27 protein-coding genes are annotated in these 23,423 nt (G+C 44.9%); all 27 read right to left on the reverse strand.

Annotated features, from left to right (window positions below):
• Position 1 precedes the first annotated feature (1 nt).
• Positions 2–574, reverse strand: coding sequence for a hypothetical protein (locus tag MHB84_RS01375; protein WP_076289522.1), 573 nt, complete (start codon positions 572–574; stop codon positions 2–4).
• A 66-nt stretch (positions 575–640) separates the two neighbouring features.
• A complete protein-coding gene (locus tag MHB84_RS01380; RefSeq protein WP_076289521.1) occupies positions 641–955 on the reverse strand; it encodes a hypothetical protein in 315 nt (104 codons plus the stop codon).
• A gap of 52 nt (positions 956–1,007) precedes the next feature.
• Positions 1,008–2,417 carry a DUF342 domain-containing protein gene (locus MHB84_RS01385; protein ID WP_076289520.1) on the reverse strand — a complete coding sequence of 470 codons (1,410 nt, stop codon included), beginning with the start codon at positions 2,415–2,417 and terminating at the stop codon, positions 1,008–1,010.
• A gap of 75 nt (positions 2,418–2,492) precedes the next feature.
• Positions 2,493–3,281 (reverse strand): FliA/WhiG family RNA polymerase sigma factor, encoded by a 789-nt coding sequence (locus tag MHB84_RS01390; RefSeq protein WP_072732409.1) that lies wholly within the window; start codon positions 3,279–3,281, stop codon positions 2,493–2,495.
• Positions 3,282–3,296: 15 nt separating this feature from the next.
• On the reverse strand, positions 3,297–3,740 hold the full coding sequence (locus tag MHB84_RS01395) for a hypothetical protein (protein ID WP_076289519.1): 444 nt from the start codon (positions 3,738–3,740) through the stop codon (positions 3,297–3,299).
• 3 nt (positions 3,741–3,743) lie between these two features.
• Complete coding sequence (locus tag MHB84_RS01400; protein ID WP_063566391.1) at positions 3,744–4,241, reverse strand: chemotaxis protein CheD; 498 nt, start codon at positions 4,239–4,241, stop codon at positions 3,744–3,746.
• Positions 4,234–4,827 carry a chemotaxis protein CheC gene (locus MHB84_RS01405; RefSeq protein ID WP_090807429.1) on the reverse strand — a complete coding sequence of 198 codons (594 nt, stop codon included), beginning with the start codon at positions 4,825–4,827 and terminating at the stop codon, positions 4,234–4,236. The genes MHB84_RS01400 and MHB84_RS01405 overlap by 8 nt, the downstream gene beginning before the upstream one ends.
• Before the next feature lie 37 nt (positions 4,828–4,864).
• Positions 4,865–5,326 carry a chemotaxis protein CheW gene (locus MHB84_RS01410; protein ID WP_063566392.1) on the reverse strand — a complete coding sequence of 154 codons (462 nt, stop codon included), beginning with the start codon at positions 5,324–5,326 and terminating at the stop codon, positions 4,865–4,867.
• A 42-nt stretch (positions 5,327–5,368) separates the two neighbouring features.
• Positions 5,369–7,441: a chemotaxis protein CheA gene (locus MHB84_RS01415; RefSeq protein WP_076289518.1), complete on the reverse strand. Its 2,073-nt coding sequence runs from the start codon at positions 7,439–7,441 to the stop codon at positions 5,369–5,371.
• A 32-nt stretch (positions 7,442–7,473) separates the two neighbouring features.
• Entirely contained in the window at positions 7,474–8,910 is a 1,437-nt protein-coding gene (locus tag MHB84_RS01420; protein ID WP_076289517.1) for a protein-glutamate methylesterase/protein-glutamine glutaminase, read from the reverse strand.
• Positions 8,911–8,943: 33 nt separating this feature from the next.
• On the reverse strand, positions 8,944–9,831 hold the full coding sequence (locus MHB84_RS01425; protein ID WP_076289516.1) for a MinD/ParA family protein: 888 nt from the start codon (positions 9,829–9,831) through the stop codon (positions 8,944–8,946).
• Positions 9,828–11,183 carry a flagellar biosynthesis protein FlhF gene (flhF, locus tag MHB84_RS01430; protein ID WP_076289515.1) on the reverse strand — a complete coding sequence of 452 codons (1,356 nt, stop codon included), beginning with the start codon at positions 11,181–11,183 and terminating at the stop codon, positions 9,828–9,830. The genes MHB84_RS01425 and flhF overlap by 4 nt, the downstream gene beginning before the upstream one ends.
• A complete protein-coding gene (flhA, locus tag MHB84_RS01435) occupies positions 11,180–13,213 on the reverse strand; it encodes a flagellar biosynthesis protein FlhA (RefSeq protein WP_076289514.1) in 2,034 nt (677 codons plus the stop codon). Before flhA ends, flhF begins: the two co-directional genes overlap by 4 nt.
• A gap of 25 nt (positions 13,214–13,238) precedes the next feature.
• Positions 13,239–14,321 carry a flagellar biosynthesis protein FlhB gene (gene flhB, locus MHB84_RS01440; RefSeq protein WP_076289513.1) on the reverse strand — a complete coding sequence of 361 codons (1,083 nt, stop codon included), beginning with the start codon at positions 14,319–14,321 and terminating at the stop codon, positions 13,239–13,241.
• A gap of 23 nt (positions 14,322–14,344) precedes the next feature.
• A complete protein-coding gene (gene fliR, locus MHB84_RS01445) occupies positions 14,345–15,133 on the reverse strand; it encodes a flagellar biosynthetic protein FliR (RefSeq protein ID WP_063566399.1) in 789 nt (262 codons plus the stop codon).
• A gap of 10 nt (positions 15,134–15,143) precedes the next feature.
• On the reverse strand, positions 15,144–15,413 hold the full coding sequence (fliQ, locus tag MHB84_RS01450) for a flagellar biosynthesis protein FliQ (RefSeq protein WP_024630226.1): 270 nt from the start codon (positions 15,411–15,413) through the stop codon (positions 15,144–15,146).
• Positions 15,414–15,438: 25 nt separating this feature from the next.
• The gene (gene fliP, locus MHB84_RS01455; RefSeq protein ID WP_063566400.1) at positions 15,439–16,194 is read right to left on the reverse strand and encodes a flagellar type III secretion system pore protein FliP; all 756 of its coding nucleotides are present in this window, start codon (positions 16,192–16,194) and stop codon (positions 15,439–15,441) included.
• Positions 16,191–16,730 (reverse strand): flagellar biosynthetic protein FliO, encoded by a 540-nt coding sequence (locus MHB84_RS01460; RefSeq protein WP_371121409.1) that lies wholly within the window; start codon positions 16,728–16,730, stop codon positions 16,191–16,193. The genes fliP and MHB84_RS01460 overlap by 4 nt, the downstream gene beginning before the upstream one ends.
• A gap of 8 nt (positions 16,731–16,738) precedes the next feature.
• Complete coding sequence (locus MHB84_RS01465) at positions 16,739–17,104, reverse strand: response regulator (RefSeq protein WP_017689175.1); 366 nt, start codon at positions 17,102–17,104, stop codon at positions 16,739–16,741.
• Between the two features lie 28 nt (positions 17,105–17,132).
• Entirely contained in the window at positions 17,133–18,401 is a 1,269-nt protein-coding gene (gene fliY / locus MHB84_RS01470; protein ID WP_076289512.1) for a flagellar motor switch phosphatase FliY, read from the reverse strand.
• Positions 18,391–19,389: a flagellar motor switch protein FliM gene (fliM, locus tag MHB84_RS01475; RefSeq protein ID WP_024630222.1), complete on the reverse strand. Its 999-nt coding sequence runs from the start codon at positions 19,387–19,389 to the stop codon at positions 18,391–18,393. Before fliM ends, fliY begins: the two co-directional genes overlap by 11 nt.
• A gap of 39 nt (positions 19,390–19,428) precedes the next feature.
• Positions 19,429–19,887: a flagellar basal body-associated FliL family protein gene (locus MHB84_RS01480; protein ID WP_076289511.1), complete on the reverse strand. Its 459-nt coding sequence runs from the start codon at positions 19,885–19,887 to the stop codon at positions 19,429–19,431.
• Complete coding sequence (locus MHB84_RS01485; RefSeq protein WP_024630220.1) at positions 19,887–20,108, reverse strand: flagellar FlbD family protein; 222 nt, start codon at positions 20,106–20,108, stop codon at positions 19,887–19,889. Before MHB84_RS01485 ends, MHB84_RS01480 begins: the two co-directional genes overlap by 1 nt.
• 65 nt (positions 20,109–20,173) lie before the next feature.
• Complete coding sequence (flgG, locus tag MHB84_RS01490) at positions 20,174–20,989, reverse strand: flagellar basal body rod protein FlgG (RefSeq protein ID WP_076289510.1); 816 nt, start codon at positions 20,987–20,989, stop codon at positions 20,174–20,176.
• Positions 20,990–21,071: 82 nt separating this feature from the next.
• Positions 21,072–21,455, reverse strand: coding sequence for a TIGR02530 family flagellar biosynthesis protein (locus tag MHB84_RS01495; protein WP_076289509.1), 384 nt, complete (start codon positions 21,453–21,455; stop codon positions 21,072–21,074).
• On the reverse strand, positions 21,452–21,997 hold the full coding sequence (locus MHB84_RS01500) for a flagellar hook capping FlgD N-terminal domain-containing protein (RefSeq protein WP_076289508.1): 546 nt from the start codon (positions 21,995–21,997) through the stop codon (positions 21,452–21,454). Before MHB84_RS01500 ends, MHB84_RS01495 begins: the two co-directional genes overlap by 4 nt.
• 19 nt (positions 21,998–22,016) lie before the next feature.
• Positions 22,017–23,387: a flagellar hook-length control protein FliK gene (locus tag MHB84_RS01505; RefSeq protein WP_076289507.1), complete on the reverse strand. Its 1,371-nt coding sequence runs from the start codon at positions 23,385–23,387 to the stop codon at positions 22,017–22,019.
• Positions 23,388–23,423 lie beyond the last annotated feature (36 nt).

A 23,423-nucleotide genomic window follows, 5' to 3' on the forward strand; every position in this document is an offset into this window, starting at 1 on the left:
GTTAGCTCTCCTCCCGTTCTGCCAGCTGTAAAATCAGCTGAACTTCTCCACGTTGTATGCCCGTCTGCTTGGCAATGGCATCCACTGACTTTCCTTCAGCATATAGATTAAACAGCTCTGCATATCGGTCCTTAATGGATTCACGTACAGGTTTAGGTTCTTGTACAGCGGCCTGCTGTTCTGCTTCTGACACCTGTTGGGCCGAATCTGCTCGCACACTGTCTACAAGCGCCTGTGCTTGCAATCCGCTTGTGCTATGTACCGGAATTATATTGGAGGGTATGTCAGTTTTTATCGTTTTACTTTCTTCCAGTTGATCCAGTCTCCGCTGTAATTCCTGAAGCTGTGACTGCATACGCTGATCTGCCGCCGTCGCCTCACCCTTCATTTCAGCAACACGCTGAATGAGAGCATCATTATCGTTCTCTATCTCAGCCATATAATGTTCAAGCGTAGATTCCATCTCTTGCACCAGGTGATGCCCAGGCTCCTGCACTTTGTTTTTCTTGGGCATGATAAGCGCATATGCAATTGCGCAGGCTCCTAATATGACAATAATGATCCATGGTGACAATTTGGGTTCTCTCCTTTTAATGCAGCCATCGGTGTTTAAGACTACATGTGAGTCACATGTCATCCATTACAACGACAGGTCAATATGTTTTCCTTTGTAGGGATGCTCAGCAGGTTTGACAGTTTCCAGCGCTGAAGTAACTTCAGGTTCGTTGGAGCCGCTCTGCTGCTCTTTGTTTCTAGATTGACCATCGCGTACATCTGTGTGCGCTGTTTCATCCAGCGCCTCGCTTCGTTGCCTTGCTTCATTTGCTTCTTTGGCCGTTTGTTCCGCTAGCAGGTTCTGGTCAATGACCGGTCTCTGCTGGGCTTCATTCTGATAACGCCCCGCCTCACTTGTTCTAGGTACGGCAATCTGCAACTCAACTGCTTTGAAACTCATACGCTCACCTCACGGTATCGAATGGATTTCTTTATGTGCTTGAATGCTGTACTTAAACGAATGGAACCATCGTTATATCCCCATCATGATAATAAAAAGATATTCGACTTACCGGATCTTTAATAAATTTGGTGTATCTGCCGATAACTATTCTAGAGCCTCCATAAATCATCTTATGGATATCGACGCGAGCCCTACTTGTATCTTCAAGAACCTTCTCAATTTCAAAGATACGTGTTTTCGTTTCCTCGCTAAGACGAAGGGCAGATTTTTGAGTCGCACTCAGTTTGATTCGCATGGACATTCTATCCGGGGTCAGTTGGCCTGCAGCAGCTAACTGATCCAATAATGTCAAAGCTTTTTTCGTTTTATCCAAAGCATCCATCTGCTCTTTGACTTCCTTACGTAAGTCACTCAACTCATTACGGAGCTTAGGCAGTACCCCTACTTCAATGGAAGTCACAGTAGACATACTGTTGCCGACGACGCGTGCTGAGACCTTTTCTCCAGCCTGGATCGACCCGCCGACGATAAGTCCTTTGGTACCTTCACAGATTACCGCATGACCTGCACGAATCGTGGAATGCATAATACTTTGGGATACCAGTACATTTTCAGCCGCATCGACGTTGCCTTCTTGAATAAAGGTACATTTCACGTTATGCCCTGCTTGTATAAGCCCTTTGTTATAACCAATAATACCGCCGGTAATTTCGACTGAGCCACCAGCTTCCAACTCCGCCCCCTCGACACCTCCGACGACACGTATATCCCCCGCAGCTTTTACTTTAAATCCGGTAAGCACATTGCCGCGGATGACAACTGTACCTACAAAATCGATGTTACCAGTGTTATAATCCACATCTCCATTGATCTCGTACACCGGAAACACATTCAATTTGTTGCCTTCTGTTTTGGTAACCAATCCATCCAGAGCGGCATACATCGCGGATCCATCAGGATTAACGACAACATTTTTTCCCACTTTGAAGCGTGCTTCTTTCCCTGGACGAAACGGTATTTCTTCACCTGTTACAGCCCTTCCCATCGTGCCATCCACAGGAGGAATTCGTTCGGCAATGATTTGACCTGTTCGAACATTGTTTAAGCGAGTCACTTCTTTGTAATCGACTGTTCCGTTCTCTGCTTCCAAAGGTCGCCGTTCATTGGAATCGTCCATGCCCACCAGCACTTTAATAAAGCCATTAGTTCCAGGTACTGGTTTAATACCTTCGGCAATCTTATATCGATCCTTCACGTACGTCTCAGGATGACTCACAAAAACAAGCAACGCTTCGCGCAGCACACCATACTTAATACCCTGACTCGCTATAAATTTTTCGAGCTCATCCGGTGTACAGGCAAAACCTTCTTCCTGTTTGGAAAATTCAAGGTAGGCCGTACTTTTATCATCTGATAAAACAATGCTCAAACACTGTTCCAAAACAGTCTGCTGTGTCAATGCATTTCTTCCCCCTTTTAGACTTTCCACTCCCCAATATCCAATGTTAATGCTCTCTATTCATATATTACTATATTAATCTTTACGCATAAGCAAGTCTTTCTGTTTATCCAGTGTTCCACGTAATCGTAAAATGGCCTTTGAGTGCAATTGCGAGATACGTGACGGAGAAAGAGACATTACTTCAGCAATTTCACTAAGAGAGAGATCTTCATAATATAAAAGTGAAACAACCGTTCTCTCTTTGACCGTCAATTTTTCAAGCCCCTGCACTAAAGCTTCTTTTAAGTAGAATTCATTTACTTTGTAATCCGGGTTTTTGGCTTTTTCATCGACCATTAATGAAAGTCGAGTCTCGGACTCTTCTTCCCGGATTGGGTCTTCCAGAGAGCAAAGCGACATAACTGCCACTTCTTGAAGCATATGTTGAAAGTCTTTCGTAGACACGTCGAGATACTGGCTCATTTCTTCATCACTAACAGAACGCAAGTATGTTTGCTCTAGCTGCTGGTAAGCATCTTCAATCCGTTTTGCTTTCTCCCGCACGGAACGAGGAACCCAATCTCCTTGACGCAAACCATCAAGAATTGCACCGCGCACACGCCATGATGCGTACGTCTCAAATTGCAGACCACGTTCATAGTCAAATTTCTCCAACGCATCAATCAATCCCATAACTCCATTGCTCTCCAGATCATCTTTCGGGACATTTTTGGGCAGACCAACAGCCAAACGCCCGGATACATAGTTTACAATATGAAGATACTTTTCGATCAAACTTTTCTTGGCTTCAAGATCGCCTTGTTCTTTCCACTTTTCCCACAAGTCAGCGTGGTTCAAATGTGAAGCTTTACGCTCGTTCAATTGCTTTCACCCTCCTTATTTGTCTGTCAGGTGACGAACGGCCTGCGCCAACTCCTCCGGCTCTTTGGTCCGGACAAGTTTAGGCGGATCCAAAGGGGCAAATCCCGTTGGAGCTTTCGTCTCAGATGGTGGAAGGTTCTCCCCAGAGGAGGCGTTCTGTCCATGTTTGAGCAAGTCATTCAGTTCTTGTCCATCGTCTTCGAGTTTAATGTCCACCTGTGAACCTCTTAGTTCTTGAGCGCCCGGTGAATCATAACCATACCCATTCCCCTCTACTGAAGGGTTCAGCAGCAATCCCAGTCCCCAGCGTAAACCATAAGCAAGGACAAACCAGGCTACAAAGCCGATCAACCCGCGTATTAAGCTGGTCATCAACACATTGCTGCTGTATGCTACAAAAAAAGTCAGAATAAATCCGACTATGCCTGCTCCAAGATTAATACGGTAGTTTCCTATCATGTCTTATAGTTCCTTTACACCCATTTGGACACTTCGAATAGTCAAAAGTCCAGTTTCACAGTCCATTTCAATCGTTCGTCCGTAATTCCCACCGGTGTCTTCGGCAAGAAGTGGAATCCCAAGCTTTTCTAACCATTCACGACAAGAATCCGCATTCCTCGGTCCGATACGCATCGTATCCCCTGCTCCCGCGAAGGCAAACATCTGAGACCCTCCAGCCATTTTGGACACAATACGTGAACGAGATGCACCGAGTTGTATCATTCTTTGTAACAATTCCGGCAATGCCGTATCCGCATATTTGGCTTTGTTCAAAGTTCCTTCACGAGCAATCTCTGAAGTGGGGAGCATGACATGCGCCATTCCGGCAAGCTTCAAATGCGGATCATACATTGTTAATCCTACACAAGAGCCCAAGCCAGTCGTACGGATTACGCCGGGAAGATGAGCAATGTTCAAATCCGCCATACCGACTTTAACGACGCTTTTGTCCTCAATCATGATCCAGTGGCACCCCTAGAGATTCAAATATCTTAGCAAAAGATGGCGGATCCGGAATCAGGAAAAATTGACCCTCTACCTGATCTTCGCCTTCAAAGAAAGAAGTGTCAATCAATAATGCATCGTCGCCCATTTCACCAAACTGCAACAAACCATAACTCAAAATGGCTCCTGCCATATCAATAGCAAGTCCAGGAACAGTCGGATACATAGATAGTTTAGTGAAATCTGCCAATGAAGAAAGGTATGAACCCGCCAAAATATTTCCGATTTCGGATAGAGCCGATTGTTCCATTTCCGTGAATGCAAGACCTTCCTTCAGATCAAAACCAGCAAGACGGTTCAACAGCATTTTGGCAGCCTCAGGTGCCATCATAAAGAACAGATTGCCTGGCGCTTCGCCTTCAACACGAAGAAATACAGTAACAACAATACGTTCATCCCCGCCCACTTTTTCAGCAACTTCTTCAAAAGGAAGCATCTGCACTGTAGGTACACCCATGTCAATCGGTCTATTAAGAAGCTGAGACAACGCCGTTGCGGCGTTGCCTGCTCCAATGTTACCGACCTCTTTGAGCACATCCATTTGGAATCCCTCAAATCGGTTGAACAGTTCCACGGTGTTAGCCCTCAATACTTTCCAGCTGTACAACCTCGCTTTTATTTAATACTTCGTTCAGGTTAAGCATAATCAACAAGCGAGCATCCTCCAGCTTGGCTACACCACGCAGGTATCTTGCTTTAACTCCACCAACCACTTCAGGCGGACTATCAATTGCATCACGTTTGATGTCAATAACATCATTGGCAGAGTCAACGATAAAGCCAACTTGCATGTCGTCTACACCTACAATGACAATACGTGTTTGATCGGTATATTCTGTTTCCGGCAAAGAGAATCGACCACGCAGATCAATGACGGGAATAACAACACCGCGTAAGTTAATAACTCCTTTTACAAAAGAGAAGGTCTTCGGAACACGGGTAATAGGCATCATACGCTCTATCGTCTGAACCTTGTCTACCTCGATACCATACTCTTCGGATCCTAATTTAAAGACAATGACTTTCAACTCTTCTTCCATGTAAAAAACCTCCCTATTAAATGTAAGACTTATCTTGTGTGCTTATTTAATAAATGCATTAGGATCAAGAATCAGAGCTACTTGTCCGTCTCCCAGAATCGTTGCACCAGAGATTCCTTCAATGGCAGGAAGATAAGTACCCATCGATTTAAGAACAATCTCACTCTGTCCAATAAATTCTTCAACGGCTACAGCTGCAAGACGTTCACCTTTGCGAATGACCACGATTTCAGTTTCTTGTTCATCCACGTCATTGAAATCAGGCACTCCAAAAACTTCGCTCAACGACAGGTACGGAATTAGAGACTCACGGAATGTGATCATTTTATTACCATGAATGTTGCGAACCTGTTCACGCTGTACAATGGCTGTCTCCACAATGGAAGACAAAGGAACGGCATATTTCTCGGATCCCAGTCGAACAAGCATCGCAGCGATAATGGACAGGGTCAATGGTAATTGAACAGAGAAGTTGGTCCCTTTACCCGGTGTCGAATGAATGGTTACATTACCACCCAGAGAAGTGATTTTGGATTTTACAACATCCAAGCCTACTCCACGGCCGGAGATATCCGAGATTTTATCAGCGGTACTGAAGCCTGGTGCAAACAGCAGCTGGTTCACTTCATCATCGCTCATCTTGGCACCTTGTTCTTCGGTAACAACTCCACGCTTGACTGCTGTTCTCAAAAGGTTGTCCCGGTAAATACCTTTACCATCATCTTCGATCTCAATAAATACATGATTCCCGCTATGGAAGGCCCGAAGGTTAACTGTTCCCAATTCAGGTTTACCTGCTGCTACACGCTCTGCGATCGATTCAACACCATGGTCAACTGCGTTACGCAGCAAATGTACCAACGGATCGCCGATCTCATCGATTACCGTCCGATCAAGTTCCGTTTCGGCACCCGTAATGACCAGATCGATTTTTTTGTCCAGTGATTTAGCAAGGTCACGAATCATACGCGGGAAACGGTTGAATACGGTATCTACAGGGACCATACGCAACTTCAGTACAATATTTTGCAAATCTGTACTGACTCTGCTCAGATGAGCTACAGTATCCGATAAATCATTATTACCCGTCTCACTGGCCAACTGCTCCAGGCGTGAACGGTCAATCAATAACTCGCTGAACAAATTCATCAGTACATCCAGACGTTCTATATCCACACGGATGGTACGTGAAGGTGCAGCAGCTTGTTTAGGTGCAGTTTTAGTGGCCGCCAGTTTCTTTGGTTCTTCTTTCGATGAAGAATCCGATTCCGTGGATGCATCTACTGGAGCAGGAACAGGTGCAGCTTCCACTTCAGCTGTTGCCGCTGCCTGATTGGTCATTTGCTGAAGAGTCTCTTGATCCAGCTGAATGACCTTGGCACTTTCAATTTCAGAGATGCTCATAATGCCTTTTTCAAGTTCCTGCGCCTCTTTGGTCGTTATGTAATACAACGAAAAACTGCGCTCAAACTTCTCTTGCTCAATATCCTGAACGGTTGGAAACGATTTAACAATTTCACCCGAGCGTTCTAACAGATCGAAGACCATATATGCACGTACGCCCTTCAGCTGGCTCTGCTCGCTGACAAGAACTTCAATATAGAGCACACGGTGACCTTCAGCTATGGACTGATCCAATACGGAGTACTGGAATTCGTCCAGTTCAACCGCACTTGGTGTTACTGTACTTGATGATTGATTTACTTCGGCTACTGGAGCAGTACCTCCCGTCCATTCACCACTCTCAATGGCTTGGAGAGAAGCTACGATGGAGGAGACATCTGCTTTCCCCTCTCCACCTCCGGTAATATCCTGAACCATATTCTCCAAGGCATCCAAACTTTTGAACAGGGTATCAAAAATGAAATCCTGCATTTTCAACTTTTCGTTACGCACCAGATCCAGCACATTTTCCATTTTGTGCGTCAATGATGCCAAATCCTCAAACCCCATTGTAGCAGCCATACCCTTCAATGTATGAGCAGAGCGGAATATGACCTGAACAATTCCCAGATCCTCCGGACTGCCTTCGAGTTGAAGCATATTTTCGTTAAGGGACTGCAGATGATCATTAGACTCATCAATAAACATAGATAAATATTGATTCATGTCCATTGTGAGGCACCTCCTCCATGAGTTTACTCCGTTTATTTCACAGCTTGAACAAGTTTAGGCGCAATCTCCTGCAAGGGTAGAAGATGACGCACGCATTGCAGCTCTACAGCAGAACGCGGCATACCATAAACAACACAAGTTTCTTCATTCTCTGCAAAGGTTGATGTGACACCCGCTTCATACAATTTTTTCATCATACGAGCACCATCACTGCCCATCCCTGTCAGCAAAACCAAATGTCGTTGCAATGACGTGTACGGCAGCAGCGACTCAAACATCGTATCTACTGAGGGCCGGTGTCCATTGACTGGTTCTTCCTCTGTCAGCTTTATGGTGAACCTTCCATCAGCAGTTTTGTTGACTTTGACATGGAAGCCGCCAGGAGCAATATAGGCCGTTCCTTTTCGTAAAACCATGCCTTCCTCAGCTTCAACCACATGCAGTTCACTGAACGTATTCAATCGCTGGGCAAGGGATCGAGTAAAGTTAGGGGGCATATGCTGTACAATAATGACTGGAGCAGGTAAATCACCTGGCAGTTGCTCCAGCAAAGTCTTGAGGGCTCTCGGTCCACCAGTTGAACAACCGATAGCCACAAGTTTGTTGAATGATCCTTCCGGTCCTGCTCCCTTATGAGAAGGAATTACCTTCGAAATATCTTTGGATGGATCAGCTGAAGCTGCAGCAGTTTCCTGTTCTGCCAATCGAGATATATTGGACAAACGTTTTTCCTTAGGAGATTGCGTTGGCTTGTTTAGCTTTGCTAATTTGTCATTGCTGGCATCCGAAGCTCGATTTGAATCTCGCAAAGGCTCCTGCTTTTTGTCCAGGCGTCCTGTATTCTGCTTCGTCAGTGGAATAGTGGGATGCTTCGGTTTTGCTCGTAAGGATTCAGTTTGTCCGCTACCTAGACGTGTTCCTGGCTGAGCAGGTTCTATCGTTTTCTTCAAAAGACCTTTACGATCTGGTAAAGAAGGATCAACCTGAACTCGCTGAGACTGTTGCAGCAGTTTGCTCTGTGCTTCATCCCGTTTCTTCATGGATGCTTCACGATCGGCTTTTCGCTTGATTTCATCCATAGCTGCTCGCATCCGCTCAACCAGTGCTTTACCGACTTGGGCAATATCCTGATCATGCACAATCGATGGCTTACGAATGAAGTCAAACGCACCGGCCTCAAGCGCCATGATGGTCTCTTTCATACCTTGTTCATTGATACCTGAAAGCATAATCACCGGGACGAAAGATTGCTTCATGATCGATTTTAATGCGTCCAACCCATTCATTTCAGGCATCTCAACATCCATTGTGATGACATCGGGCTTCAAATCTTTTGCTTTTTGAATAGCTTCCTTACCATTTGACGCTGTTGCCGTAACCTTAAACTCCGAATCTGCTTCGATTAAATCTGAAACAATTTTACGCATAAAAGCGGAATCATCGACAACCAATACTTGATACACCGCCATGTTGTTTCCACCCCTGTTTCCTTTATTCAGAAATCATGTTGTCCGCTTTAGCCACTTTTTCATAAATCCTCTGATTCCTGTCAAGGTTTCGGATCCCGGAGCAGCAGGTGCAGCTAAATAGTGATGTGCGAGTTTCAATATATCCCTGGAAGCTTTTGCATTCGGATATGCCAGACTGTATGGCACTTGCCTTTTAACTGCCTTTACAACCTGGGCATCTTCGGAAATATATCCAAGCAGGGGGATATCGATCTGTAAAAATCTCTTAGCCACTCCAGCTATTTTATCCGCCACCCTTTCCGCCTCTTGCTGGTCTTCAACCCGGTTAACGATCATCCGAAAGGGTGTGGCATTTTCCTGGCCATGCATAACTTTAACTAAAGCGTAAGCATCGGTTATTGAAGTTGGTTCAGGTGTGGTGATGATCAGGCATTCATCGGCTGCACAGATAAATTTCATATTTTCTCTGGAAAGTCCTGCCCCAGTATCAAAAATGACATAGTCCATCTCCTGTGCAATTTCTTCAACTTGTCCAGCAAAAAACTCCAGATCTCGATCTGACAATGAGAACAATTCTTTCATCCCCGAACCTCCGGCGATATAAGGCAACCCGCTTGCACCAAGCTGTATGATTTCCTGTATGGATTTCTGTCGGTATAACAGATGGTACAGATTATAGGGAGATGAGGTTCCCATTAGGACATCGATATTAGCCATCCCTATATCTGCATCAAACACCAATACCTTCTGCCCCATTGCCTGTAAGCTCAGTGCAAAATTAAGTGTGAAGTTGGATTTACCAACCCCTCCTTTTCCACTGGCAACGGTTATGATTTTGGAGGAGCGTGAATCACGACCTCTTCCCTCCACTCCGTTAGGCATGGAGACCATACTTCTGAGTGAGGCTGCCTGGTCCTTCATCGTACAAGCTCTCCTAACAATTGTTTGGTCAGAGAATCCGCATCAGGTTTGAGTAGATCATCAGGCACATTTTGTCCGTTCGCCACATAAGCAAGTTTAAGTGGAAAACGATGCAGTAGGTTAAACATAGGGCCGCAGCTTCCGGTCTCATCCATCTTCGTAAAAATAACCTTATCCAGCCCATATTTACTGAAATGCTCGGTTATTTGAACCATATCGGAACTTTTGGAAGTCATGCTCAAAACCAAAAAAGTTTCACTATTTTCCACAGGTGCGAGTAAACTTTGCAGTTCTGAAACAAGCAGCTCATTTCTGTAGTTTCTTCCGGCTGTATCCATGAAGATCAGATCACATTCCTCAAGACGGGAGATCGCACGTTGTGTATCACCTGGGGATTGTACGACCTCAAGCGGGACATTTAAAATGGATGCGTACGTTCTAAGTTGTTCTACAGCTGAGATACGATAGGTATCGGAAGTGATGAACCCTACCTTTCGCTGTTTGTTGAACATCTGTTCAGCAGCCAGCTTGGCAATGGTCGTTGTTTTACCAACGCCAGTTGGCCCAGCTACATACACAATGCGTGTGGTTGGCAAAATGCCCACGTCGATACGTTTCTCCAAAAAATGTGATATTTCCAATTGCACTGCTTGAACAGCTTCTACTTCATCTAATTCTTTTTCAGAGAGATTTGTCTGAACAACCTCAAACCAAGATTCCCATACTTCTGGCCAAATGTCTTGCTCCATCAACCTTTCTCGAAGAGCATGAAACTTCTCTGATAACGGATCTGCCGTTGCTCCTTGCTTAGACAACTTGGTCATCATCAGTTTGAGCTCCTGCAATTCAGACATTAGTTGGCCCTGCTGCAGATCGTTCGCCTGCTCCTGCTGCCCACTGGCTGATGTTAAACCCGAAAAATCCGCCCCTTGCGGTCGCGGTTTATGCTCGATACTCAAAGAAGATCTGCCGTTGCTCATGTCTGAACCGAGTTTACTCGATTCAGATACAGCTGTGGCATCCGTAGCTTTCTCTTGCACATTTTTTTCAGCGATACTCGCAGCTGATTCGTCAGAAGCAACGACAAACGAGCGAGCCGTTTGTCGATATGCTTCAGGTACAAATGCGCGAGGTACGGGTGAAAATTGATTTTGAACTTGATTTGTAGTCTGTTTTTTTTCTTCCTTATCTACAGCAGCTACAACTTCAATCCTTTTCTTACGGAACATCCCCAGCACCCCCCCCACCTTGATTTCCTTGGTGGACAGAATGACGGCATCACTTCCCAGGTCTTTGCGAATTTGAAGCATAGCTTCGGGCATGGTTTCAACGACGTATTGTTTTACTCTCATAAGTTCACCACCCCGACACTTTGAATTTCAACATTCGGCTCCAACTCACTATAGGAAAGCACTGGTATATCCTGCATGGTACGCTCAATCACCTGACGCAGATACATACGAATAGTTGGAGAAGTTAATACAACAGGCTGCTGGCCCGACTGGATCAATCGATTGACTTGTTCAGTCAACTTTTGATATACACTTTGTGTTGAAGCCGGATCCAGTGCAAGATAACTGCCTTGATCGGATTGCTGTACACTCTCAGCAATTTTCTTCTCCAGGCCAGGTCCAACAGTGATAACTCTAAGCGTCTCTCCTTTTTGGGAGAATTGCTGGGTAATCTGACGAGAAAGGGATTGTCTCACATATTCTGTCAGTACATCCGGGTCTTTGGTGTACGTTCCGTAGTCCGCCAGTGTCTCGAAAATTGTAACCATATCACGAATGGAAACTTTCTCACGCAACAACTTGGCGAGCACTTTCTGTACATCTCCGATGGACAGGACGGATGGGATGAGTTCATCCACCAGCGCAGCATAATTCTCTCTGAGATTATCCACGAGTGCTTTTGTTTCTTGTCTTCCAAGTAACTCATGCGCATGCTTCTTAATCAATTCAGTCAGATGTGTAGCTACAACTGAAGGAGGATCTACAACCGTATATCCTGCAAGTTCAGCTCTATCTTTGGTTACTTCATCAATCCATAACGCTGGAAGACCAAAAGCTGGTTCTGTCGTTTCGATCCCTGTAACAGATTCTTCTTCATAACCCGGACTCATGGCCAGATAATGATTCAACAACAGTTCTCCGCCGCCAACAACATTACCCTTAATTTTGATGACATATTCATTCGGTCTTAATTGGATATTATCCCGAATCCGGATAACCGGAACGACTAACCCCAGTTCAAGAGCACATTGCCTACGAATCATAATGATCCGATCCAATAAGTCTCCACCCTGCTGATTGTCAGCCAGAGGAATCAAACCGTAACCAAATTCAAACTCAATTGGGTCAACCTGAAGAAGGTTGATTACGCTCTCCGGACTTCTAACTTCTTCAATCTGCTGCTCCTCTTCCATTTGCTCCTCTGCCTCTTGCTTCTGATTCAGATTATTCTGCATCCTCCATCCGGCAAAAGCCAGCAAACCTGCAAGCGGCAACGTTGTAATAACATGAATCGGTGTGAAAAAACCGAGCATTGCTATTACAAAAGCTACAATATAAAGGAGCGTCGGGTATGTAAACAATTGTCCCGTAATGTCATCGGCCAAATTCCCTTCCGATGAGGCTCTTGTTACGATAAGACCTGCTGCTGTAGATATCAGGAGTGCAGGAATCTGGCTTACCAGTCCATCCCCGATCGTTAACACAGAATAGGTAGAAAGCGATTCTGCAAAATCGAGACCATGAACCGTCATTCCGATGATAAATCCACCAATGAGATTAATCAGGAGAATAATGATACTCGCTATAGCGTCTCCTTTTACAAATTTACTCGCTCCATCCATGGCTCCGTAGAAGTCAGCTTCGCGTTCAATTTTGGAACGACGTTCACGTGCTTGCTGCTCGTTGATCAGACCAGCATTCAAATCTGCGTCGATACTCATCTGTTTACCAGGCATCGCATCGAGGGTAAATCGCGCTGCTACTTCAGCTACACGCTCCGAACCCTTCGTAATAACGATAAATTGAACAACGACGAGAATCAGAAACACAATGAATCCAATTGCAATCTGTCCACCAGCTATCCAGCTACCAAAGGTAGCAACTACCGAACCAGCGTCTCCTTCTCCCAGAATCAGTTTCGTTGTCGATATATTGAGTGCCAATCGAAACAACGTCGTGATTAGCAACAATGCAGGAAAGATAGAAAATTGCAGTGCCTCTTTGCTGTTCATTGCAACAAGCAGTATCATCAGTGCAATTGAGATATTGATGACAAGCAACATGTCCAACAACCAGGTTGGGATCGGGAGAATCATCATCAACACGATGCCGATGATACCCGCAAGGACAGCTATATCTTTTGTTTTCAATGAATGTACGGCCTCCGATCCCTTGTTATTTCGTTCTGCCCTTTAATTTATATACATAAGCCAGCACTTCGGCTACCGCTTGAAACAAATCAGCCGGTATGGCGTCACCAATCTCGGCTCTCTGGAACAATGCCCGTGCCAGCGGCTTGTTTTCCATAGTAATGACACCGTGCTCTTTGGCAATTTCCTTAATACGCAAGGCAACGTAATCCTGACCTTTGGCTATTATCTGCGGCGCTTCCATCTCCGAGCCTTCATACTTAAGCGCAACGGCAAAGTGAGTCGGGTTGGTGATAATTACATCCGCTTTGGGAACTTCCTGCATCATGCGCTGAACAGCCATACGACGCTGACGCTCCCTGATTTTCCCCTTGATCAGTGGGTCACCTTCCATTTTTTTGTATTCGTCCTTGATATCTTGCTTGGACATACGTATGTTCTTCTCATAATCGTACTTCTGATACATGTAATCGAATACTGCAAGCACCAAGAGCGCTACGGCAATTTTAATCCCTAAGCTTAAGGTAATCGAAGCAGCAAAATGAAGAATCGCATCCAGTGAAAAATGTGACAGTGAAGCAATGTCTGATTGGTAACTTGTGATTGCACTGTAAACGAGAAAACCGATAATTGACATTTTCAGAATCGATTTAGCGAATTCAACCAAAGAACGTAGAGAAAAAATATTTTTGAACCCTTTTATCGGATCCAATTTCTCAAGTTTTGGCTTCAAACCTTCCCCTACAAGAAGAAAACCAACCTGCATGTAATTAACGATTAACGCAACAAGTACCGCACCTAGCAAAGCAGGAGCAAGCAACAGCATTACCTCGATACCATATCGCATCATCAGAGCGACAACATTCTCCCCGGTGATCTCCATACTCAGTCGATTTATGAAGATGTCCGTAAACAGTCGAACTATTCGTTCTTTATAAAAGTTACTGAACATCATCATAATCAAAAACGTGAATAGGAGAATGGATGCGCCGGACAGCTCCATACTTTTGACAACCTGTCCTTTTTTTCGCGTATCCTGTCTTTTTTTCGGGGTAGCCTTCTCTGTTTTTTCCCCCGCAAACATTTGGAGGTCGAGTTGATATTTCATTCGAATCTTGTCCTCCGTTTCACTCAGCCCGGCCTCTGTCCAATGGTCCCAAGCAAGTTTTCCATGGATCTGAACATTACTTCGAACAATTGACTAAACACAAAGGCAAAACTGGGAACCAGCAAAAGCAAAATAGCAAGCCCTACGAGTACCTTAAGTGGCATTCCGACGGCAAATACGTTGAATTGAGGAGCCGTCTTCGCTAAGAATCCCAATCCTACATCTGTCAAAAACAGAGCGACTACAATCGGCGCAGACATCTGAAAAGCCAACATAAATGATTGACCTAAGGTACGCACCAAAAATTCAGCAATACTTCCGTCTGCCAATCGTAGAAAGAATACATTCGACAAGGGAATCCAACGATAGCTGTATACAATGGCATCGAGCAGATAATGATGTCCGTTCATTGTCAGAAAAAGCAATACCGCAAAAGCATATTTGAAGTTACCTGTAAGCGGAGCAGAAGCACCTGTCATTGGATCATATACGTTGGCCATACCAAAACCAATCTGAAGATCAATAAATGTTCCTGCGGTCTGTATAGCCGTCATTAACAGATAAGCAACAAAGCCTAGGAGCAAGCCAATCAATATCTCTCGGATGACCAGCAAGATATAACTCAGATCTGTAGGTACAACCTGGTCTATGCCGTATACCATATACACAGTAAAGGTTACAAATGCCGATAAGCCAATTTTAAGAGAATTCGGCACATTCCGAGCCGAGAAGACTGGTGCAGTTACAAAAAATGATGCTATTCGACAAAACATAAGCAGAGCGACAGGAAAACTTTGCAACAATGTCTCCATCTGCAACAGCCTACCCTATGTATCTGTATAAATTATCGAGAATGTTATACGTGAAATCGACCAGTATATTCAATATCCAAGGACCAAACAAAAGTACTGCCAGAAGTACAGCAATGATTTTAGGCACAAAGGCCAGGGTTTGCTCCTGAATTTGAGTGGTTGCCTGAAACACACTGATAATGAGTCCTACAACCAGAGCTAGAATAAGCATAGGTGCGCTGGCCAGCAGTGAAGTATAAACCGCTTTCCCGGCCAGACCGATAATAAACTCCGAAGTCATGACCGTCCTCCTTTAATATGCCGGCTCAAGTGTTAAAACTCAGCAACAGTGACTTCACGACCAGATACCAGCCATCGACAAGTACAAATAGCAGTATTTTGAAAGGTAATGAGATCATGACAGGTGGAAGCATCATCATGCCCATAGCCATGAGTGTACTCGCAACTACAATGTCTATAACCAAGAATGGAATAAAGATCATGAATCCCATCTGGAACGCTGTCTTCAACTCACTGATTGCATATGCCGGTACCATCACAGTAATCGGAATATCCTGGTATGTGCTTGGCTTTTCGGTTTGATTGTACTTCATAAACAGCAGCAGGTCTTTCTCCCTAGTGTGGGAGAACATAAACTTCTTCATGGGATCCGCAGCTTTTTCCAACGCTTCGGTTTGTGTGATGTCACCCTTGAGATAGGGCTGAAGCGCTACCTGATTGATGGATGACAACGTCGGTGACATGATGAACAGTGTTAGAAAAAGTGCCAAACCGACCAGCACCTGATTGGGTGGCATTTGCTGCGTACCCAAGGATGTCCGCACAAAACCGAGAACGATAACAATTCGGGTAAAGCTGGTCATCAGTACAAGCAAAGCTGGTGCGATACTAAGTACCGTGATCAGCAGGATAATGGACAGTGAACTCGTGCTTGGTGTGCCCCCATCCCCGTTTCCAATTTGAATATCAATATTCGGAATCGGTTCGGCAAAGGCAACAGTGACGGATGCCAGACTGATGAGTCCTATGAAAAAACACGCTAACCAAATCTTTTTCTTCATGAATCCCTCGACCGATCTGTAGTATTGTCTTCTTCCAGAACCTTCTCCATCTTCTCTTTACGGTTAGGCATCTGCCGAAGTTTAGATTCAAACAGTTCGTGAAAAGAGGTTGTATCCTCGAGTTCCATTTCCCGCGGCGGTTCATCTTTGCGCAATCGGGCTGCCAGCTTTGCAATGAGAGGCGAAAGGCTTCCCTGTTGTGCTGAAGCATCCCGTTCAAATGAATCAATGATTCGCTGTGCCTCTTCAAGATCCGAAACCTTATCCACCAGCTGTATGTCATCACCCACACCGAGTAGATAAACGCTACCGCCAATTTCTATAATTTGCAGCGACTTGTTTGGTCCCAGTCCGACTCCACCCAAAATACGAATTGTGCCGTTCCGGAACCATCGCTGATTCCGTTTGTTTAGAAAACGAATCAGATAGACTATAAGAACCAGAATGACGGCCAGGACAACAATCACCCATACAAGCTGAAAATAATAATTGACTCCCGTGCCAACATCATCTGGAATCTTATCCTGAGCCATCATCATGTCTCTTAAACGCCCAGCGTTTTGCTGATTGCTTCGATAACCCGGTCAGATTGGAACGGCTTCACAATGAAATCTTTAGCTCCAGCTTGGATTGCATCAATAACCATCGCTTGTTGACCCATCGCAGAGCACATAATCACTTTTGCGTTAGCATCAATTTTTTTGATTTCTTTCAAAGCTGCAATACCATCCATCTCAGGCATGGTAATATCCATTGTGATCAGATCAGGACGAAGCTCCTTAAACTTCTCAATTGCTTGTGATCCATCCTGTGCTTCGCCAACGACCTCGTATCCGTTTTTGGACAAAATGTCCCGGATCATCATTCTCATAAATGCAGCGTCGTCCACGACTAAAATTCGGTTTGCCATCTTGATTCAAGTCCTCCCTAAATTGTGCTTATTGTAATTTCTGTATTCGGTCCCATTGGCTTACGATATCTATAACACGAACACCAAAGTTTTCGTCGATTACGACAACCTCACCTTTGGCAATCAACTTGTTATTTACCAAAATATCGACAGGTTCACCGGCCAGTTTGTCCAGCTCGACAATTGAACCTTGTGACAGTTCTAAAATATCCTTAATTTGCTTCTGGGTCCTTCCTAATTCTACGGTGACTTTAAGGGGAATGTCCATCAATAAATTCAAATTGTTTTCGTCTACCTGGCCGAACGCCCCATTTTGCAAATTGGCGAATTGAACCGGTTGTACGTTTACATTCCTATTCGGCACACCGCCGTAATGCTGCGGTACACCATAAGGTTGCTGCGGAGGCATGCCATACGGCTGCTGTGGCGGCATTCCTTGAGGCATTCCCATCGGGCCCTGCCCATAGCCATTATAATCTTGAACAGGCGGCTGCTGCGCCTGTGGTGGTATCTGTTGCTGAACCGGAGGTTGCTCAGGGGCAACTGGTGCTGCTACCGGTGCTGGTGCTGGCTCAGGTGTTGACGCAACTGGTGCACTAGCAGTAGACTCTTGAGCTCCTCCAATCAACATCTCTACCATTTCTTTGGCAAAATGGACTGGAAGCAGCTGCATGAGATTGGAATCAATCAGATCGCCAATCAACAGACGGAATGATACTTGGATCAACGTCTCATCTTCTGGCAGATTGCTGACTCCCTCGCCACTTTCCATATTGAGAATATCAATCCCCGGAGGAGAAATATTCACAAAACGGTTAAAGATGGTAGACATGGAAGTAGCAGACGAACCCATCATCTGATTCATCGCTTCTTGTACTGCACTGATATGGATTTCATTCAGTTCTTCATCGACCGGATTACCTTCGCCGCCAAGCATCAGATCCGCTATGACTTGAGCATCCCGTTTTTTGATGACTAGTGAGTTAATCCCTTCAAATCCATCTACGTAATTCACATGAACAGCAACATGAGGCTTAGGAAATGCTTCATCAAACTGTGTCCGGCTGATGATGGATACTTTAGGTGTTGTAATATCTACTTTTAGGCCTAATAGCGTGGACAAAGCTGTCGCCGCGCTACCAAATGTAATGTTACCAATCTCCCCCAAGGCATCCTGTTCCAGCTCGGTCAAAAAATCATCAACTGTTTTCACAGCCGGTTCCGAACTGTTCATCGATTCCGATTGTCTGAGCAAAGCATCGATTTCTTCTTGGGATAAATAATCCTTACTCGTCAAATTCTTCAACTCCTTCGGTGACAATCTTGTCTATTTGCACAGCCACACGATCCTTGATCGTTCCCGGGCTACCCATATACTTCAGCCTGTCTCCAACTTTAATGGACAGTCCCTCATCAACGGGTTTGTTCAACGTAATGACATCGCCAACAGACAGACCCAAAAATTCAGCAATTGAAATTCTGGATTCGCCCAACTCCGCAACGACGGGCAATTTGGCTTTGTTCACACGCTCTTTGAGAGCATCATATTCTTCAGGAGCTCTCGTCTTTTTCTCCGAAACAAACCACTGATGAGTCGACAACCGGGACATAATTGGTTCAAGAACGACATGTGGGATACACAAATTGATCATGCCTGTGGTGTCACCGATTTTGGTACTCAGTGAGATCAAAGCGATGGTCTCGTTAGGTGATACAATCTGCATAAATTGCGGATTGGTCTCCAGTGCTTCCATCCTTGGAGAAATATCCAACACAGTCTTCCATGCTTCCTGCAAACTTTCAAACGCACGGCTGAAAATCCGCTCCATAATCGTCGTCTCAATTTCCGTCATCGATGCGATCTTTGTCGGTGCATTTCCTGTTCCGCCAAGCAGACGATCCAGCATTGCATAACCCACGTTGGGATGAACCTCCATCACCATCCGTCCCTGTAATGGCTCCGCCTCAAATATGTTCAATATCGTCATCTTCGGAATAGAACGGATAAACTCGTCATAAGGCAACTGTTCAACCTGAACGACATTGATCTGAACGAACGTCCGCAGTTGGGCTGAAAAATAAGTGGTGAGAAAGCGTGCAAAATTTTCGTGAATACGGGTCAAGCTTCGAATATGATCTTTGGAAAAACGAACTGCCCGCTTAAAATCGTACGACCTAATTTTCTTTTGAGTTTCTTCCTTTTTCAATTCCTCAGCATCCATCTCACCAGAGGAAAGGGCAGCTAATAGGGCGTCAATCTCATTTTGTGATAATACATCCACCATGTTCTCACCCCCTTACAGATTTACAGCGTGTCCTGTTCATTACATTGGCGCCATCACAAAAGCAGAAAAACTAGTGCTGGCCAGCTTACCTTCTGGTAAAGCTTCATTAATAAGCTCAGTCAATTTTTTATTAAATTGAATGCGACCTTTCGCTGTAGCCAGCTCATCAGACTTGGTATCCGCAAAAGTCTGGATGATAATAGGCTTCACCGTGATTTCCTTGATTTTCTCAAAATCTTCTTTAGCCTTTTTGTCGGATAATTTGAAAGAAAAACTTACAACTACAACATGGTCTATATCAGCCAAATTGGTTTTAATTTCTCCAAGCTCTGAGGAAACTGCAACAATCTCATCCGCAGTCATCTTCTTCTCTGCCGCGGCTGCCGTATGTGTGTCAACCTTATTCCCGTTCTGTCCTTGCATAAATACAAACACAACCACCACAATGAGTGTTATAGCTAGCAAGCTTGTTGCAAGCCATGGCAACATCTTTTTCATCAGGACTCCTCCGTTTGCTGCACTTTAATAGTGGCTGCCTGAACCCCGATTTCACGGTTGTAATCTTTAATTTTGGAAATAACCTCATCGGCTTTCTCAAGCACAATAAGTCTCTTTCCGGTTACCAGAGTAATATACGTGTCTGGTGTCTCTTCCACAATTTCAACCATCAGCGCATTTAACCACATGGGAGAACCGTTTAACCGCGTAACCGAAATCATGCTAAGCCCCCTCGATCAGAGTGGAGGAGCAAGCCCCCCACGCATTAAAAATTACTAATCAGTTATTAACGTTTCAGGTTAACAACTTCCTGAAGCACTTCATCGGACGTTGTAATAATACGTGAGTTCGCCTGGAATCCACGCTGAGCAACGATCATCTCTGTGAATTCACCAGTTAGATCCACGTTGGACATTTCAAGTTGTCCTGCAATAACGGATCCTGTACCAAATTCAGTACTATTGGCAGTGACAATTTCAAATTCCCCATCAGCATTGGCATTTGCAGTAATGCGATACAAGTTGCCACCGATTTTTTCCAGGCCTTCCGGATTTGTTACTTTCCCTATGCCGAGTTGTGCTCCAGCTTCAGTTGTTCCATCATCCATCGTTTGGTTGATAATTCCATCTTGACCAATCGTGAAAGAAACGACTGTTTCGTCCAGTGTGATAGGTTCTCCACCACTATCAACAACGAACAAACCATCGGATGTCACGAGGTTACGGTTAGCATCCACATGGAAATCTCCTGCACGGGTTAAAAAAGGAACTTCTTGTTCCCCACCAAGGGTAACTAGGAAGAAACCATCACCATTTAGACGCAGGTCGGTTGGATTATTAGTTGTCATTGGGCTGCCTGCGAGATGCAGCGTATCAATCGATCCCACCGATACACCCAAACCAATCTGCTTTGCATTTACACCACCGTTTTCATCTCCTGGCGCTGTTACCCCCGCCGTTGTTTGGCTCATAATATCTTTGAACATGACACGGCTACCTTTAAAGCCAACCGTATTCACGTTCGCAATATTATTACCGATTACATCAAGTTTCGTTTGAAAACCCCGCATCCCGGAAACGCCTGAGTACATTGATTTCAACATTTTTTAAAAATCCTCCCAGCCTTAGTTTGGTTACCGCGTCAGTCGGTCAGCGGCATTCCGGCTCCCGAGAAGGGCCAGCCGGTCAAGAAATGATTACAGCACTATCAATCTGGGTGAATACATTATCCTTCATGCTTTCACTATCCATGGCTGTAACAACAGTACGATTTTTGACATTAACGATAAAAGCCATATCTTTCATCAAAATCAAGGATTCCTTGGCTCCTTTGGCAGCAGCCTTATCCAGTGCATTTCCAATCTGCTGCATCTGCTCAGTCTTGAGTTCAATACCGCGCTGTTCCAACCTTTTGGCAGCATGATTACTCAATTTCAGGAGGTTGTCTTCCAATACCTGTGCAAAAGGGCGTTCAGGTACATTGGATGCTTCTCCCGCTTTGGAACGGTTAAGCAAATTAGGTGTAATTGGACCTGTGTACAATTGGCCTACTGTTATGCGGTCACTCATAACAGGTTTCCATTGTCTTCAGGCTGTGCTGATGGTTCTGGTTCCTTGGTTTCGTTCGTTACAGCTGAATCTGCAGCGTCCTGAACTGGAGTTTCATTTTCCTCAGCCTGTGTTGGATTAGTTACTTGAATAATTTCATCCAGCTTGATTTCGTCATTGCCCACTTTTGCGTACTGAACACCATCTCGTACAATAATGGAATCCACAATACCCTGACGGAGGGTTCCGTTATCCTCTTTATTAGAAGAAAGCCAACTAATCTCGCGGCCAATCATGCCCGAAACTGTCCCAAGAGACTGATTCAAAGTCTTTAGCTGAGAAGAGATATTCACCAGTTGTTCTACCGAACTGAACTGAGCCATCTGAGCGATAAATTCCTTATCTTCCATTGGCTGCATCGGATCCTGGTTTTGTAGCTGAGTGATCAATATTTTAAGAAACTGATCCTTGCCCAGCTCTTTTGTTGCAGCGCTTGTTGTGGCTTTATTCGCTGCCGAATAGTTAGGCCAGGTATTATTGGTAGAAATCGCTTCATTAGCCATATTTTCACCTCATTTCTGTTTAAGCTTCTGCTGTAAACGTGTCTCTCCGCAGGTCGCTGCCTTCCTCATGCTCACTACGCCAGTTGCGCAACTCTTCCTGGAGAGTTGCTGTAGTTACAGCATCATCCGATTGTTCTTCACGTTCACGTGAGCGACGTTGCTGCTGAGAATTGCTTCCTGGTTGGCGTCCCCCATCCTGGTACATTTGTGAACCAAGTGAGCTGTTCTGAGTAACTTCAAGTCGTTCCACTTGAATGCCTTGAGCTTGAAGCGAGCTACGCAGTTGCATCATTTGCTGTTCTAGCATGTCTTTCGCCATCGTATGCTCTGTCATAAACCGTGCAACCAATTGTCCGTTTTGCAAAGTAATTTGTACATCCAGCTTACCTAGATGCTCCGGACGTAGTGAGATAGTTGCCTCCGAAAATCCCTTTTGCTGCACGATATCCAGCTTGTTCACAACAAATTGTGTCATCTCTTTTGCAAACTGGGAGGCTTGCATGACAGGTTCCGCCGGTTTGCCTGCTGATGTACCTGATGAACGTAAGGACAACTCTCCTGCCGTAATGATACTTGAATGGTCCACTTCTCCTACTTCATTCGCTGTAGGTGCTGAATCCGTTTCAACTGAAACTTTAGGTCCAGTATTTGAAGCGGCCGCAACAAGAACTTGTGATGCCACTGAGTCTTGCTTGGACGTTTGATTTGTTGGAGCCACTTGCACAGACTGATCCTTAGCCACTGCTAATGTATCCAGAATGGATTTAAGTTCAGTCCACCCTTTGTTAAGACTGGTGTCAACGCCAGCATCTTGCAACTGACTTTGAAGAGATTGTAGCAGGTGCTTGAATTCTGGAGCGTTCTTGACAACAGTACTATTAGGCTCATTCATACCCGCAATTAACTGTGTAAGCACATCCTGTAATACAAAGCGCACTGCTGCTGGATGTTCCGCCAAATCAATTGCTGATGCTGCATTTCCCGCTTCACTTGTAGGCTCATCAGAACCTTCGGCTTGAATACCAGGATTAGCATCTAATTGAGCGTACATCTGCTGAATCAGACTTTGTAAATCAGCAAGTAGTGACGGATCATTTTCCAAAGCTTCATCTAGCGAATCCAAATCTGCGAATAACGAACTTAAGATATCGGTGATCGATGTTTGTTCCCCATCTTCACTAGCTGCAAAGGTAAACATCAGCGGATTCGCTGTTAAGCTCGTTGCTGTAGCCGAGTCATTCTCCGCCGTTGCACCACCATTCAATGATTGGGCAAGAGTTTGCAGAAAATCACCGCTTCCAGCAGTTGCACCTTTGGATCCTGTTCCAGTTGTCTGCGCTGCTGTTGTCTTAGCGGATGATGTGGTTGTCATTTGATATACAATCGACATTTATTTTCACCTCCTCTCCGGAGTAAACAGACGCTA

This window comes from Paenibacillus sp. FSL F4-0087, from assembly GCF_038020215.1.
Lineage (GTDB): Bacteria > Bacillota > Bacilli > Paenibacillales > Paenibacillaceae > Paenibacillus > Paenibacillus taichungensis.

Bases quoted from the DNA above. Each gene is read 5' to 3' on its own strand.
- MHB84_RS01380 (WP_076289521.1), bottom strand. From the start codon at position 955: ATGAGTTTCAAAGCAGTTGAGTTGCAGATTGCCGTACCTAGAACAAGT.
- MHB84_RS01395 (WP_076289519.1), bottom strand. From the start codon at position 3,740: ATGATAGGAAACTACCGTATTAATCTTGGAGCAGGCATAGTCGGATTT.
- MHB84_RS01400 (WP_063566391.1), bottom strand. From the start codon at position 4,241: ATGATTGAGGACAAAAGCGTCGTTAAAGTCGGTATGGCGGATTTGAAC.
- MHB84_RS01405 (WP_090807429.1), bottom strand. From the start codon at position 4,827: ATGGATGTGCTCAAAGAGGTCGGTAACATTGGAGCAGGCAACGCCGCA.
- MHB84_RS01410 (WP_063566392.1), bottom strand. From the start codon at position 5,326: ATGGAAGAAGAGTTGAAAGTCATTGTCTTTAAATTAGGATCCGAAGAG.
- MHB84_RS01415 (WP_076289518.1), bottom strand. From the start codon at position 7,441: ATGGACATGAATCAATATTTATCTATGTTTATTGATGAGTCTAATGAT.
- MHB84_RS01420 (WP_076289517.1), bottom strand. From the start codon at position 8,910: ATGGCGGTGTATCAAGTATTGGTTGTCGATGATTCCGCTTTTATGCGT.
- MHB84_RS01425 (WP_076289516.1), bottom strand. From the start codon at position 9,831: ATGAAGGACCAGGCAGCCTCACTCAGAAGTATGGTCTCCATGCCTAAC.
- flhF (WP_076289515.1), bottom strand. From the start codon at position 11,183: ATGAGAGTAAAACAATACGTCGTTGAAACCATGCCCGAAGCTATGCTT.
- flhB (WP_076289513.1), bottom strand. From the start codon at position 14,321: ATGAAATATCAACTCGACCTCCAAATGTTTGCGGGGGAAAAAACAGAG.
- fliR (WP_063566399.1), bottom strand. From the start codon at position 15,133: ATGGAGACATTGTTGCAAAGTTTTCCTGTCGCTCTGCTTATGTTTTGT.
- fliQ (WP_024630226.1), bottom strand. From the start codon at position 15,413: ATGACTTCGGAGTTTATTATCGGTCTGGCCGGGAAAGCGGTTTATACT.
- fliP (WP_063566400.1), bottom strand. From the start codon at position 16,194: ATGAAGAAAAAGATTTGGTTAGCGTGTTTTTTCATAGGACTCATCAGT.
- MHB84_RS01460 (WP_371121409.1), bottom strand. From the start codon at position 16,730: ATGATGGCTCAGGATAAGATTCCAGATGATGTTGGCACGGGAGTCAAT.
- MHB84_RS01465 (WP_017689175.1), bottom strand. From the start codon at position 17,104: ATGGCAAACCGAATTTTAGTCGTGGACGACGCTGCATTTATGAGAATG.
- fliM (WP_024630222.1), bottom strand. From the start codon at position 19,389: ATGGTGGATGTATTATCACAAAATGAGATTGACGCCCTATTAGCTGCC.
- MHB84_RS01480 (WP_076289511.1), bottom strand. From the start codon at position 19,887: ATGAAAAAGATGTTGCCATGGCTTGCAACAAGCTTGCTAGCTATAACA.
- MHB84_RS01485 (WP_024630220.1), bottom strand. From the start codon at position 20,108: ATGATTTCGGTTACGCGGTTAAACGGTTCTCCCATGTGGTTAAATGCG.
- flgG (WP_076289510.1), bottom strand. From the start codon at position 20,989: ATGTTGAAATCAATGTACTCAGGCGTTTCCGGGATGCGGGGTTTTCAA.
- MHB84_RS01495 (WP_076289509.1), bottom strand. From the start codon at position 21,455: ATGAGTGACCGCATAACAGTAGGCCAATTGTACACAGGTCCAATTACA.
- MHB84_RS01500 (WP_076289508.1), bottom strand. From the start codon at position 21,997: ATGGCTAATGAAGCGATTTCTACCAATAATACCTGGCCTAACTATTCG.
- MHB84_RS01505 (WP_076289507.1), bottom strand. From the start codon at position 23,387: ATGTCGATTGTATATCAAATGACAACCACATCATCCGCTAAGACAACA.